The sequence below is a fragment of the Streptomyces sp. NPDC048291 genome (assembly GCF_043201715.1).
Lineage (GTDB): Bacteria > Actinomycetota > Actinomycetes > Streptomycetales > Streptomycetaceae > Streptomyces.
The window spans coordinates 346,800-359,791 of the sequence record NZ_JBICZC010000008.1 but is presented as its reverse complement, the minus strand read 5'-3'; the positions used below and the strand labels follow the sequence as shown (position 1 = coordinate 359,791).

The 12,992-nt window shown below is 74.8% G+C and carries 11 protein-coding genes; 3 read left to right on the top strand and 8 right to left on the bottom strand.

Features of this window, described 5'->3' with window-relative positions; all coding sequences use genetic code 11:
* Positions 1-96 precede the first annotated feature (96 nt).
* Entirely contained in the window at positions 97-744 is a 648-nt protein-coding gene (locus tag ACGF5O_RS23515; RefSeq protein WP_393811825.1) for a histidine phosphatase family protein, read from the bottom strand.
* Positions 745-823: 79 nt separating this feature from the next.
* On the opposite strand from ACGF5O_RS23515, the gene ACGF5O_RS23510 reads away from it, so the two are divergent.
* A complete protein-coding gene (locus tag ACGF5O_RS23510; protein WP_393811824.1) occupies positions 824-2,347 on the top strand; it encodes a bifunctional phosphatase PAP2/diacylglycerol kinase family protein in 1,524 nt (507 codons plus the stop codon).
* Positions 2,348-2,489: 142 nt separating this feature from the next.
* The gene (locus tag ACGF5O_RS23505) at positions 2,490-3,305 is read left to right on the top strand and encodes a class I SAM-dependent methyltransferase (RefSeq protein ID WP_393811823.1); all 816 of its coding nucleotides are present in this window, start codon (positions 2,490-2,492) and stop codon (positions 3,303-3,305) included.
* A 54-nt stretch (positions 3,306-3,359) separates the two neighbouring features.
* Here the strand turns inward: ACGF5O_RS23505 and ACGF5O_RS23500 are convergent, their stop codons facing one another.
* The 3 genes from ACGF5O_RS23500 to ACGF5O_RS23490 form a co-directional block, all read right to left on the bottom strand.
* The gene (locus tag ACGF5O_RS23500) at positions 3,360-4,064 is read right to left on the bottom strand and encodes a GvpL/GvpF family gas vesicle protein (protein WP_393811822.1); all 705 of its coding nucleotides are present in this window, start codon (positions 4,062-4,064) and stop codon (positions 3,360-3,362) included.
* Positions 4,061-4,840, bottom strand: coding sequence for a GvpL/GvpF family gas vesicle protein (locus ACGF5O_RS23495; RefSeq protein ID WP_393811821.1), 780 nt, complete (start codon positions 4,838-4,840; stop codon positions 4,061-4,063). Before ACGF5O_RS23495 ends, ACGF5O_RS23500 begins: the two co-directional genes overlap by 4 nt.
* 93 nt (positions 4,841-4,933) lie before the next feature.
* On the bottom strand, positions 4,934-6,781 hold the full coding sequence (locus tag ACGF5O_RS23490; RefSeq protein WP_393811820.1) for a transketolase: 1,848 nt from the start codon (positions 6,779-6,781) through the stop codon (positions 4,934-4,936).
* A gap of 229 nt (positions 6,782-7,010) precedes the next feature.
* Here ACGF5O_RS23490 and ACGF5O_RS23485 point away from each other — a divergent pair, with 229 nt between their 5' ends.
* Positions 7,011-7,361 (top strand): VOC family protein, encoded by a 351-nt coding sequence (locus ACGF5O_RS23485; protein WP_393811819.1) that lies wholly within the window; start codon positions 7,011-7,013, stop codon positions 7,359-7,361.
* Between the two features lie 10 nt (positions 7,362-7,371).
* Here the strand turns inward: ACGF5O_RS23485 and ACGF5O_RS23480 are convergent, their stop codons facing one another.
* The 4 genes from ACGF5O_RS23480 to ACGF5O_RS23465 form a co-directional block, all read right to left on the bottom strand.
* The gene (locus ACGF5O_RS23480) at positions 7,372-9,288 is read right to left on the bottom strand and encodes a DUF5107 domain-containing protein (RefSeq protein ID WP_393811818.1); all 1,917 of its coding nucleotides are present in this window, start codon (positions 9,286-9,288) and stop codon (positions 7,372-7,374) included.
* Positions 9,289-9,361: 73 nt separating this feature from the next.
* On the bottom strand, positions 9,362-9,952 hold the full coding sequence (locus ACGF5O_RS23475) for a GNAT family N-acetyltransferase (RefSeq protein ID WP_393811817.1): 591 nt from the start codon (positions 9,950-9,952) through the stop codon (positions 9,362-9,364).
* A gap of 103 nt (positions 9,953-10,055) precedes the next feature.
* Positions 10,056-10,979, bottom strand: coding sequence for an LD-carboxypeptidase (locus ACGF5O_RS23470; protein WP_393811936.1), 924 nt, complete (start codon positions 10,977-10,979; stop codon positions 10,056-10,058).
* A 59-nt stretch (positions 10,980-11,038) separates the two neighbouring features.
* Entirely contained in the window at positions 11,039-12,973 is a 1,935-nt protein-coding gene (locus tag ACGF5O_RS23465; protein ID WP_393811816.1) for a prolyl oligopeptidase family serine peptidase, read from the bottom strand.
* Between the last annotated feature and the right edge of the window lie 19 nt (positions 12,974-12,992).

Sequence of the window (12,992 nt, the reverse complement as noted above, 5' to 3'; positions counted from 1 at the left end):
GCGCCCCTGAAGGGGCGCCCGGTGGACGCCCCTGAAAGGGGCGCGGGGAACTGCGCGACCAGCCCCCACCGGGCCCGCGGCCGAAGACGGCGGCCCCTACTCCACCGGCTCCCCGGTCGGCCCGCTCGCCCCCGCCGGCTCCACGACCGCGCCCTCCCAGGACAGCGCCTTCCAGCCGTCGGCAGGGGAGCCCTCCAGGATCACGACGCCCGTGTTGGCGAGGAGGCGGGAGGCGGCGTAGGGGACGTCCACGTTGTCGGCGCGGGCGGCCGCCCAGAGGCGGATCACCGCGCCGTGGCTGACCATGGCGACCGTCCCGGCGCCGCTCGCCGCGGCCTCGGCGACCACCGCGTCGTAGCGGCCGAGGACCTCGTCCCCGGTCTCCCCGCCGGGCATGCGCGGCGCGGTGTCCCCGGCCGCCCACGCGAACACGGTCCGCATGTACTCCTCGCCCCGCCCGGAGTGGCCGGGCAGCATCTCCAGGTCGCCGGCGAAGACCTCGCGGATGCCGTCGCGGACGACCGGGTCGAGACCGCGGGCGGCGGCAAGCGGGGCGGCCGTGAGCCGGGTGCGGGTGAGGGTGGAGACGTAGAGGGCCTCGATGTCCTCGCCGGCGAGGGCCGCGGGGAGGGCCGCCGCCTGCTGCTCGCCGAGGGCGGTCAGACCGGGACCGGGTACCGCGGTGTCGAGCAGGAAGTCGACGTTGGTCGGGGTCTGTCCGTGACGTATGAGGAGCAGGCGCATCCAGGGTTCCTCTCACTCGGCTCACTCGACCGCGGCGCGGGCAGGCAGGAAAGTGCCACTTCAGGGTACCCGCACCCGCATGAGCCCAGACGTCGACCTCACCGTCCCGAAGCCCGGCCGGCACGCGCTGCGCGACCGGCTGCTCGCCCTCGACAGCCGGTTGTTCGAGTTCGCCGCCGAGCGGAACTGGCCGTTCGCCGAGCCGGTACTGCCCCGGCTGAGCCGCGGCGCCAACCACGGCGTGCTGTGGTGCGCGACCGCCGCCGCGGTGGCCGCGACCCGCACGCCCCGGGCCCGCCGGGCCGCCGCCCGCGGCCTGGCCTCGCTCGCCCTGGCCTCGCTGGCCATCAACACCCTCGGCAAGCGCTCGGTGCGCCGCCCGCGCCCGCTGCTCGACCCGGTGCCCGCGGTACGGCACCTGAAGCGGCAGCCGATCACCACCTCGTTCCCCTCCGGGCACGCCGCGTCGGCTGCGGCCTTCGCGACCGGGGTCGCCCTGGAGTCCCCGGGGTGGGGCGCGACGGTGGCTCCGCTGGCGTTCTCCGTCGTCATGTCCCGGGTGTACACGGGCGTGCACTTCCCGAGCGACGTGCTCGCGGGCGCGGCGCTCGGGATGGGCGCCGCGTTCGCGGTACGGGGACTGGTGCCGACCCGGGCGCAGACCGGCCCGCCGCCCCGGCCGCGCGCCGAGGCCCCGGCGCTGCCGGACGGGGAGGGACTGGTGGTGGTGGCCAACCGGGCCTCGGGCAGCGCCGAGCGGATGCGGGTGCTGCACCGCGAGCTGCCCGCCGCGGAGCTGGTGGAGTGCGAACCGGGCGAGGTGGAGGCCGAGTTGGCGAAGGCGGCGGCGCGGGCGCGGGCGCTCGGGGTGTGCGGCGGCGACGGCACCGTGAACGCGGCGGCCGGCGTCGCCCTGCGCCACGGGCTGCCGCTCGCGGTACTGCCCGGCGGCACCCTCAACCACTTCGCCCACGACCTGAGCGTGGAGGACGGCCGGGGCCTCGGCCGGGCGGTGCGCGAGGGCGAGGCGATCCGGGTGGACGTCGGCCGGTTCGCCTCCGGCGGCTTGGAGGGCGTCTTCCTGAACACGCTGAGCCTGGGCGTCTATCCGGAGCTGGTCCGGGAGCGGGAACGCTGGTCGCACCGGATCGGCGCGTGGCCCGCCGAGGTGCTGGCCGTGCTGCGGGTGCTGCGCACCGACCGGCGTCCGCTCCGGGTCGAACTGGGCGGCGAGACGCACCCGTTGTGGCTGCTGTTCGTCGGCAACTGCCTCTACCACCGGCTGGCCCTGACCCCGGGCCGCCGTACCGACCTGGCGGACGGGCGGCTCGACGTACGCGTGGTGCACGGCGGCCGGCATCCCGCGCTCCGCCTGCTCTCCGCCGCCCTCGCGGGCCCGCTCCCCCTCCCCCACTCCCGGGTCCGCTCGGGCGGGAGGCACCCGGACGCCACCCGCGCCGGGGCCCGGGTGACCCGGCTGCGCCTGACCGGCATCGGGGCCGGCACACCGCTCGCCTACGACGGTGAAGTCACCGATGTGACGGGTGAGCTGACCGTGGAGAAGCTGCCGAGGGCCCTGACCGTGTACCGGCCGCTGCCCTGATCCACCCATCCGGCGTGACGAGCCGTCAGTCCATATCGCGAAACGCAGGTCTCATCATTCGACATGCGGGCGTAGCGTTGCGGATACCGCGGGACGGGGCCGTCCGGCCCCGTCCGCCGGTGTGACGCGAAGGGGTTGAGCCATGTCGAAGGCACAGGAGACGGCCGTCTACACGCACGGGCACCACGAGTCGGTGCTCCGTTCCCACACCTGGCGCACCGCCGCCAACTCCGCGGCCTATCTGCTCGGTTCGCTGAAGCCCCACATGCGGATCCTGGACATCGGCTGCGGTCCGGGGACGATCACCGCCGACCTGGCCGAACTGGTCCCGGACGGCCGGGTCACCGGCGTCGACCACGCGCCGGGCGTCCTGGAGCAGGCCCGCGCGACCGCCGCCGGGCGCGGTCTGACGAACGTGGACTTCGCCGTCGCCGACGTGCACGCGCTGGACTACCCGGACGACACCTTCTGCGTGGTCCACGCCCACCAGGTGCTCCAGCACGTGGGCGACCCGGTGCAGGCGCTGCGCGAGATGCGCCGGGTGACCAAACCGGGCGGCTTCATCGCGGTACGGGACTCGGACTACGCGGCGATGACCTGGTACCCGGCGGTGCCCGGCCTGGACGACTGGTCGGACCTGTACCGGCGGGTGGCCCGCGCCAACGGGGGCGAGCCGGACGCCGGCCGGCGGCTGAGGTCCTGGGCACTGGCGGCCGGGCTGACGGACATCACGGCCACCTCCGGCACCTGGACGTACAGCACGGCCGAGGAACGGGCCTGGTGGGGCGGGCTGTGGGCGGACCGTACGGTCGCCTCCTCCTACGCCGAGCGGGCCACCGAGGGCGGCCACGCGACCACGGAGCGGTTGGCGGAGATCGCGGCGGCCTGGCGGGAGTGGGCGGCGCAGGAGGACGGCTGGTTCGCCGTACTGCACGGAGAGATCCTGGGCCGCAAGTGAGCCCGCAAGCGGGCCCGCAAGCGAGCCGGGCCGCCGCACGGCGTGCGCCGACGGTCAGCGCGGCCCGGCCGCTCCGGCGCCCTGCTCGGTGAAGGAGTAGGCCGCCCAGGGCCCGGTGAGCTCCACCCGGATACCCGGTGCCTGGTCCCTGGTGCGGTCGACCAGTTCGACGAATGCCTCGGAATCCGCGCGCGGCACCAGATAGGCCGCGTCGAGCAGGCCCGGCCCGGGCGCCTCGGAGAGCGTCGCACTCCGCGGAGGGCGCAGCCGGGAGTCCTCGGCGCGTGCCGAGAGCCGCTCGTGCAGGTCGTGGGCGAATTCCTCGGCGGCCCGGCGCTTCGCCTCGGGCCCGGGCGGGTCGGCGTACAGCCTCACCCCCCACTCGACCCGTCCTTCGAGCCGGTCGAGGGTGCGCAGGAAGTCGGCCTCGCGGGCCTCCATCATGATCCGTACGCCGCTGTCGTCCGGGAAGACCGTGGCCGGCCGGAGCGGGAGCGGCGTGGTGACCGTGGTGAGCGCGTCGATCACGCCCTGGTGGGCCCGGGCGGTCGCGGCCAGCCAGTCCGGGTCCGCCAGATGGTCCCGCAGCGGTTCCTCGGCGAAGTCGCCCTCCGGGACCGTACTGACGACGGCGACCAGCCCGTGGTGCCTGAGCAGCCCCGGCGGGACCCCGGCCACGCCGGTGAGCTGGGCCTGCAGGGCCGCCGCGAACGGACGGCAGACGGCGTACACGTACCGGAGTCCGCCCTGTGCGGTCATCCGTCCTCCTCGTGACGTGGTCCGCGGCCGGCCGTGGAGACCGCGGGTTCGGCGGGCCCCGGTTCGACGAAGCTGTACGGCGGGAGCGGCCCGATGAGGCTCAGGTCGAGATGCGGATGGCTCTTGCGCAGCCGTTCGACCCCGGCCAGGAAGGTCTCGGCGGAGTGCCGGTCCACGAGGAAGGACACGTCGACGAGCCGGTCGGCGGAGCCGGGCCCCGCGCTGACGGCGGCCGACTCGGGTTCCAGCGCCTGCCGCACCTCGGCCGCGTCCGTGGCCTCCCGGACCCGTACGGCGTCCACCACCATCTCGCCGAGCAGCAGCCGGCTCCGGTGGCTTGCGCCGCCCGCCTTGCGGCCGGCCTCGGCCAGGGCGCGCAGCTCGGGGTTCTCGGACATCACGCGGTGCAGCACGGCCTCCTCGACGGGGGAAACCCTGACGTTGTACTCGACCTTGCCGTCGAGGGCGCGCAACCGCTCCCGGTAGTGGTCGGCGCGTTCGGCGAGGACGCCGGTGACGGTGTCGTCGTCCGGGGCGACGCTGCCGAACCGCATGGGCAGCACGCAGCCGCCGCCTCCGGCCACCGCCAGCACGTTCTGGTGGGCGAGCCGGTCCCGGCGCCCGGGCCGCAGCCCGTCGGGGGCCTCGCTGACCAGTGCGGCCAGTTCACCCTCCGTGAGAACCCGCACCCGGCGCGGCGGATCGCCGACCCCGGCCGTGCCCTCGGGCAGAGCGGGGTGCGCGGCGGCCGTGACGCCGTAGACGTACGTGCCCACTCCTGCTCCTCCCTCGCTCTCGACTTCACCCTCGCCCTCACCCTCACCCTCGTCTTCGTCTTCTCCTTGCGGCGGGTCGGAGTCCGTGCGGGTTCACCGCACGATCGCCTCCTCGACCAGCAGCCGTCCGGCCACCGCGATCGCGTCGGCGTCGATCCCGGCGGCGTGCAGCTGCTGGTCGGGGGCGGCCGAACCCGGCATGGTGCGGACGGCGAGCCGCACCAGCCGCGGCACGGGCCTGCCGTCCGCGAACGCCTCCGCCACCGCGTCGCCGAGCCCGCCCTCCTCGTGGTGGTCCTCGACGGTGAGCAGGCAGCCGGTCTCCTCGGCGGCCGTGCGCAGCGTCTGCCGGTCGACGGGCTTCACGGAGTACAGGTCGACGACCCGGATCAGGATGCCGTCCTCGGCGAGCGCGTCGGCGGCCTTCAGCGCCTCGTGCACGGTGACCCCGGCGGCGACCACGGTCAGCCGGTCCTCCTCGGAGGAGCGCAGCACCTTGCTGCCGCCGACCGGGAACTCCTCGTCCGGGCCGTAGACCACCGGGCTCGCCCCGCGCGAGGTGCGCAGATAGCGGATGCCATCGAGCCCGGCCATGGTGGCGACGAGCCGGGCGGTCTGGTTGGCGTCGCACGGGTAGAGCACGGTCGAGCCGTACAGCGAGCGGAACATCGCCAGGTCCTCCAGGCCCATCTGGGAGGGCCCGTCCTGCCCGATGGCCACGCCCGCGTGCGAGCCGACCAGGTTGATCCCGCTGCCGCTGACGGCGGCCATCCGCACGAAGTCGTAGGCCCGGCTGAGGAAGGCGGCGAAGGTGGCGGCGTACGGCACCCAGCCGCGGGTGGCCATGCCGACGGCTCCGGCGACGAGTTGCTGTTCCGCGATGTAGAACTCGAAGTACCGGTCGGGGTGTTCCTTGCCGAAGAGTTCGGTACGGGTGGAGTCGCCGACCTCGCCGTCCAGCGCGACCACGTCGGCGCGGGCGTGGCCCAGCGCGACGAGCGCCTTGCCGAAGGCGTCGCGGGTGGGGACCTCTTCTCCCTTGTCGTAGCGGGGGAGTTCGAGCGCGCCGGTGGGCACCGAGTGCAGCGCGCGGGCCGCCGGCGGCTCCTTCACGTGGACGCGGAGGTCCCGTACCCCGCCGAGTTCGGCGATGGCCTCCTCGGGGTCCGGCAGCGGCTTGCCGTGCATGCCCTCGCGGTCCTCGACGGCGGCGACGCCCCGGCCCTTGCGGGTGCGGGCCAGGATCACGGTGGGCTGCCCGGGGGTGGCGGCGGCCTCGACGCAGGCGCGGTCCACGGCGTCCACGTCGTGCCCGTCGATCTCCACGGTGTGCCAGCCGAAGGCCTGGAAGCGGCGGGCGTAGGCGTCCAGGTCGTGGCCGTGCCGGGTGGGGCCGCGCTGCCCGAGCCGGTTGACGTCGACGATCGCGGTGAGGTTGTCGAGGTGCTCGTACCCGGCGTGCTCGGCGGCCTCCCACACGGACCCCTCCGCCAGCTCGCTGTCCCCGCACAGCACCCAGACCCGGTAGCGGCCGTGCTCCAGCCGCTTCCCGGACAGCGCGATACCGACGCCGACCGGCAGGCCCTGGCCGAGGGAGCCGGTGGCGGTCTCCACCCACGGCAGCCGGCGCGGGGTCGGGTGCCCCTCCAGGTGGCTGCCGAGCTTGCGGAAGGTGAGCAGCTCGGCGTCGTCGAGGGCACCGGCGGCCTTGTAGGCGGCGTACAGCAGCGGCGAGGCGTGGCCCTTGGAGAGGACGAAGCGGTCGTTGCCGGGGTGGTCGGGCCGCTCGAAGTCGTAGCGCAGGTGGTGGGCGAGCAGGACCGCCATCAGATCGGCGGCGGACATCGACGAGGTCGGATGCCCCGACTCGGCCGCGGCAGCCGCCCGCACGCTGTCCACGCGCAACTGCTGGGCGAGTTCGACGAGTTCGGCGGTGTTCATGAGGCTCCTTCCGGAGGACGGTCACTCATGGCCGAGGCGCATACCACCCACGTAACCGTAGGCTCACCCTCAAAACCCCGCGCGTCGAAACGCGCCCCCCAAGGGGCGCGGGGAACTGCGCGATCAACCACACACGGTCCGCAGTCGAGCGCGCACAGTAGCCGGGCCGGTCCCGATGACAAGGCGACTCCGCACCCACACCCGGCCCACGGCAACTAGGCTCGTGCCCATGGAGATTCTGGGCGCCTCCCTGCGCATCTGCGTCGACGACCTCGAGACCGCGATCCCGTTCTACGAACGCCTCTCCGGCGGCAGAGCCCTCCGTTTCGAACGTGGCGACGTCCAGGTCGCCGCGGTCGGCTCCTTCCTCCTGATGAGCGGACCTGAGTCGGAGCTGGAGGTGCTGCGCAAGGTGGCCGCGACCATCGCGGTGCAGGACGTCGGCGCGGCCCACCGGCTCCTCGACGACCTCGGCGCCCGCGTCCTCGCCGGGCCGATGGCCACCCCCGTCGGCCACACGCTGCTCGCGATGCACCCGGACGGCTCGGTCTTCGAGTACGTCGACCAGCACCGGGACTGAACCGGCCGGGTCACAGGCCCTGCGGCCGCATCCGGAAGTCGTACCGGGCGGGCAGCGGCTCGTCACCGAGCCGCGCCCACAGCCGGCCGAGCGCGTCCGACCCCTCCCGCAGGTCGGCCACCTCGAACCCGGCCTCGAAGACGGCCCGGGCCGCCGCCCGCCGCCCTTCGGCCAGCAGCAGCTCCGCCTCCAGGAGCCGGAACCGCCCGCGCTCCCGGATCGCGGGCAGCAGCGCCTCCCACACGGCGCGGGCCTCGGCGACCCGCCGTACCCGCAGCAGCGCCTCGACGGCCTCGCGGCCGAGCGCAGCGCAGGCCGCCGTCCAGGTCGCGCCGTCGTCGCGGCGCTCCCGGCACAGGTCGTCGAAGGCGTCGGCGTACCGCTCGGCGGCCCGCTCGTGCTGCCCGTACTCCTGGTCGGCGACGGCGAGGCAGCGCAGCAGCGGCCAGAGCGACGGGGCGAGGGCGAGGGCCCGCTCCCAGCTGCGGACGGCCTGGGCGCGGTCGCCGGCGTGCCACTGGGCGACACCCAGGTGGTACTCGGTGTGCGGGGTGGCGGGCGCCGTCTCCAGCATGTCCCGCCAGTGCGGGGCGACCAGGGTCGGTCCCGGCGGCCTGACCCGGCGGGGTTCGGGCAGGGTGCCGGTGCGCAGCAGCTCGCGCCAGGGCGCCTGCTCCTCGGTCAGCGTGGCCTCGGCGAACGGCGTGCCGGGCAGCTTCCAGTCGGCGCGCAGCGCTTCGAGGGCGCCCCAGCCGGAGCCGGTGGCGAGGAGTTCGCCGGGCTCGGCGTCCGCGTACGGCTTCCAGGCGGCGTGGGCGGCGTCGAACTCCGCGCGCGGCAGGGCGAGTTCAAGCTGCCGCGCCACGTCCTGCGGGGCCGCGGAGAGCGGGCCGTACGCCTCCAGCCAGGAGATCTCGCGCTCCGCGTCGAGGCGGACGTGCTCCAGCTGGGTGCGGGCCAGCCCGGCCTGGATCTCGCGGTAGCCGCCGGTGCCGGACCCGCCGAGCCACTCCTGCCAGCGTCGGCCGCCCGGCCCCGAGCCCCACACGAACTGCTTCCGGCCGCGCAGTTCGTCAGTGGAGGTCTGCACCAGGCCGTGGCCGTCGGCGTCCAGCGCGGCGATCCAGCGGCGCCGCCCGTCCGGAATGTCGTAGAACCAGTCGGCCGGGTAGGGGTGTCGGGCGTCGGGGGCCGGCACGGGCACCCGGCGCAGCCTGCGCTCGGACCCGAACTCCCAGGCCTCCTCGGCCGGGACGACGATCCGGCGGTCCTCGGGTACGGCGGTGTTGGACCACCAGTAGCCGGGCACCGGGTGTTCGTGCGGGTTGCGGACGCGGACCCCGGCGTACAGGAAGTCGGAGCCGTCCGGCAGCCACAGGTCGACCTGGAAGGGCAGGTCGCGCAGCCGTTCCCACTCCCACAGCCGGAGCATCTCGCCGCCGTCGGGGGCGGGGACGCGGGCCGCGTGCAGCGGGGCGCAGGAGAGGGCCGTGTGACCGGTGGCGCCGATGTTCCACTCGATGCCGCCGGCGTACCAGGCGCCGTTGAGGGCGAGGTTGGCGGGCTGGAACACCGGGTTGCGGTACAGGAGTTCGCGGCCGGTGGGCAGGTGCACGAGGGAGGCGACGCGCCCGCCGAGACCGGGCAGGACGGTGGCGCGCAGCCGGTCGTTCTCGATCACCAGGGCGTCGATCCCGCGAGGTGTGCGCGTTCTGCCGTAGCCGTCACGGATCCGCACCGGGAGCAGGCTGCCCAGCGGTTCGTGGCCGAGTTGACGGGCCATGTCCCGGGGCAGGTCCTCCCGGTCACGCTCGTCGACGCGGTGGATCTCCTCGAGGAGGCGGAGCGGCGGCAGCGGGTTGTCCGGGCCCAACTCCGCCGCGGGCAGGGTCAGTACCTCACGTCGGATCCTCGTCACGATCACCATGGAACCCGCCGCCGGTTGAGCTGACCAGGGGAGCTGCCGGTCAGGATTACGCAAAGGCCGCCTCCGTACGAGGTCAGGCGCCGGCCCGCGTCTCCGTCGTGATCGCCCAGCGTTCGTGGTCCCGCCAGGCCCCGTCGATGTAGATCATGTTCGGTGAGAAGCCCTCCAGCCGGAACCCGGCCCCGCGGGCGAGCGCGATGGACGCGGCGTTGCCAGGCTGCACGTTGATCTCCAGCCGGTGCAGCCGCATCGGTCCGAAGGCGTGGTCCACGACCAGGCCCATCGCCTCCCGCATCAGGCCGCGCCCGGCCGCGTGCGCGAACACGCCGTAGCCGAGCGCACCGCACTGGAAGCCGCCCTCGACGATGTTGTTGATGTTGATGAACCCGGCGATCGCCCCGCCCTGCTCACCGCGCTCCCCGCCCGCCCCGCCCTCCCCTGCTTCCTTCTCGCAGACCAGGAACCCGGCCTTGCTGCGGTCCTCGATCAGCCGCCCCGCGTAGCCGGCGTAGGCCGCGTCCGTGGTGGGCGGGAACAACCAGGGCTGGTGGAGGTCCTTGCTCTCCCTGGCGCGGGCGATGAACTCGGCACCGTCCTCGTAGGTGTACGGGCGGATGCCCACGCGGGGGCCCTCGGCGAGATAGCGGGAAGCGGTGTGCGGCATCCCGACACCCTACGCGGACCCGGCGCGGACGCCTCACGGAATACACCGCACGGCCCCCCGGGTGGGCCGCCGGCTCGGCGCCGGCCCCGGCTCGGCGCCGGCCTCAGCTCAGCGCCGGCTCCCGCAGGGTCAGCGTGCCCGCGTCCGCGTCCAGCTCGGCGGCGACCCCGAGCGGCATGGTCAGGGCCGCCTCGCAGTGCCCGAACCCGAACTCCTCCAGCACCGGCACGCCCAGGCCGCCGAGCCGGTCGAGGAGCATCGGCCGCAGCCGCTCGTAGGGCCCGCACCGGTCCCAGGAGCCGAGCAGGATCCCGGCGACGCCGTCCAGCAGACCGGACCGCAGCAGCTGGGTGATGCTCCGGTCGAGGCTGTACGGGGCCTCGCCGACGTCCTCCAGCAGGAGCAGGCCGCCCCGGGTGCCGGTGTGGGTGTGCGGGGTGCCGATGCCGGTGGCGAGCAGCCGCAGGCAGCCGCCGACGGTGACGCCCGTGGCCCGGCCGCCCACCAGCGCGGTGCCCCGGGAGGCAATGGTGCGGACCGTCTCCGGGGCGAGGAGGGTGGCCCGCAGGTGTTCCTGTGCCTCGGTGCTCTTGACGAAGTCGGCGCCGGCGGCCACCGGACCGTACAGGGTGGCGAGGCCGAGCCGGGTCGCGAACGCCTCGTGCAGCACGGTCGCGTCGCTGAAGCCGACGAACACCTTCGGGCCCGCCGCCCGCATCGCCTCCCAGTCGAGCAGGTCGACGAGGCGCTGTGCGCCGTAGCCGCCGCGCGCGCAGAGCACGGCGGAGACGGACGGGTCGCACCAGGCCCGCTGGAGGTCGGCCGCGCGCTCGGCGTCGGAGCCCGCGAGGTAGCCCAGTTCGGCGTCCCTGGCGAGCGCGTGGGGTGCGGCCACCGGGTCGAGGTCCCAGCCGCGCAGGACGTCGAGGCCCGCCTGGAGCCGTTCCTCCTGCACCGGCCCGCTCGTCGCCACGACGGCGACCCGGGCTCCGGCGGAGAGCCGCGGCGGTCTCACCAGTTCGGCCACTTCGGCCTGCTCCGGCACTTCGATCCGTTCCGGCATGTCGCTCTGTTCCGGTACTTCGCTCACTTCACCAGTTCCAGCTCGGGGATTCCGGGCACGTCCAGCCCGAACACCTGAGCGTAGAGGGCGAGCTCCGCCTCCAGCGCGCGGACCAGGGTCTCCGCGCGCCGGAAGCCGTGGCCCTCGCCCGCGAAGGTGAGGTACGCGTGCGGCACCGGGCGGCCGTCGAGCCGGGCGAGGAAGCGTTCGCACTGCGCGGGCGGGCAGATCACGTCGTCCAGCCCCTGGAGCAGCAGGAAGGGCGCGGTGAGCCGGTCGGCGTGTTCGCTGGGCGACCGCTGGACGTACCGCTCGGGCACCTCGGCGAGCGGGCCGATCAGGGATTCCAGGTACTGGGACTCGAAGTCGTGGGTCTCCCCCGCGCCCCAGCTGGTGAGGTCGAGGACGGGGTAGGAGATGGTGCCGCAGGCGTAGACGTCGGTGCTGGTCAGGGAGGCGGCGGTGGTCCAGCCGCCGGCGCTGCCGCCGCGGATCGCCAGCCGGGCCCGGTCGGCGGCGCCCTCCTCGGCGAGGGCGAGCGCGACGGCCGCGCAGTCCTCGACGTCGACCACGCCCCACTGCTCGCGCAGCCGCTCCCGGTACTCCCGCCCGTATCCGGTGGAGCCGCCGTAGTTGACCTCGGCGACGCCGATGCCCCGGGAGGTGAAGTAGGCGATGGCCAGGTCGAGGACGAGCGGTGTCCGGCTGGTGGGGCCGCCGTGTGCCCAGACGACGAAGGGCGGCAGTTCGCCCTCGGGGGCGCGGTGGCCGGGGTGGTGGGGCGGGTGGATGTGGGCGTGCACCTCTCGGCCGCCGGGGCCGGCGAAGGTGCGGATCCGCGGATCGGGGTAGTAGGCGGGGTCGACCGCGTCCCGGTGCGGGGTGCCGACGACCCGGGCCCGGCCGGAGGCGGTGTCGAGTTCGACGACCTCGTGGGCGGTGCGCGGGCCGGCGCCGACCGCGAGCACGCGGGTGCCGTGCACGGCGAGGGTGGCGGAGAACTCGGTCCACGGCCCGGCCGCGTCGGCGATCTCGCCGGTCTCCGGGTCGAGTATCCCGAGTGTCATCGCCCCGCGGCCGTGGAGGACGGCGACCAGCCCGTTGTCCAGCGGTGCGAACCAGTTGTGACCGAGCCGCCAGAGCGGTCCCGCGAACTCCTCCTCGCGCGGGCACAGGGCCACGTCGTCGCGGTACAGGTTCCACCAGCCGCTGCGGTCACTCGCGTACAGCAGCCGGTCGTCGGCGGACCACGCCACCTGGGCCACGGCCTCGGTGGGGCCGCCGGCCACGGTGCGGACCGAGTGCAGGTTTCCGTCGGCGCCGACCTCGCCGACCAGCAGTTCGGTGCCGTCCCACGGCATCCGCGGGTGGTCCCAGGCGAGCCAGGCGGCCCGGCGTCCGTCGTGCGTCAGACGCGGTCCGGTGACGAACCGGTGCCGTTCCTCGGTGAGTTCGCGTACGGCGGCCCGGTCGTCGGCGGCCGAGCCGTCCAGCGGTACGGCGGCGGGCACCCGACGGACGTCGGTGGGTGCGGGCCCGGTGAACTCCTCCAGGACGCACCAGACTTCGCCCCGGTCGAGGAGCAACTGCGGGTCGGCCCAGCGGGGTCCGGGCGGGGTCAGCGGCCGGGGCTCCTCGCCGGGGCGGTACAGGTACAGCCGCTGGTCGTCGAAGTGGACGAAGACCAGCAGCGGTTGACCTTCGCCGTCGGGTACGGCACCGGCCCAGGGCCGTCCGCCGTACTCGATGACCCGGCTGCGGACGTTCCAGGGCGCGGGCAGGACGGACTCCCCGGTGGAGCCGCTGACCAGGGTTCTGCGGCCGCCCTCCGTGGGCCGGGGCTCGGTCCACCAGGGCTCGTCGCCGACGAAGCCCACCCACTCGGCGAAGCCGTCGTGCGCCGCCGCCAGGGCCGCGTCGACGGGTGAGGGCCACGAGCCGTACGCCTTGGTCTCCACGTGCTCTCTCCTCTCGGGT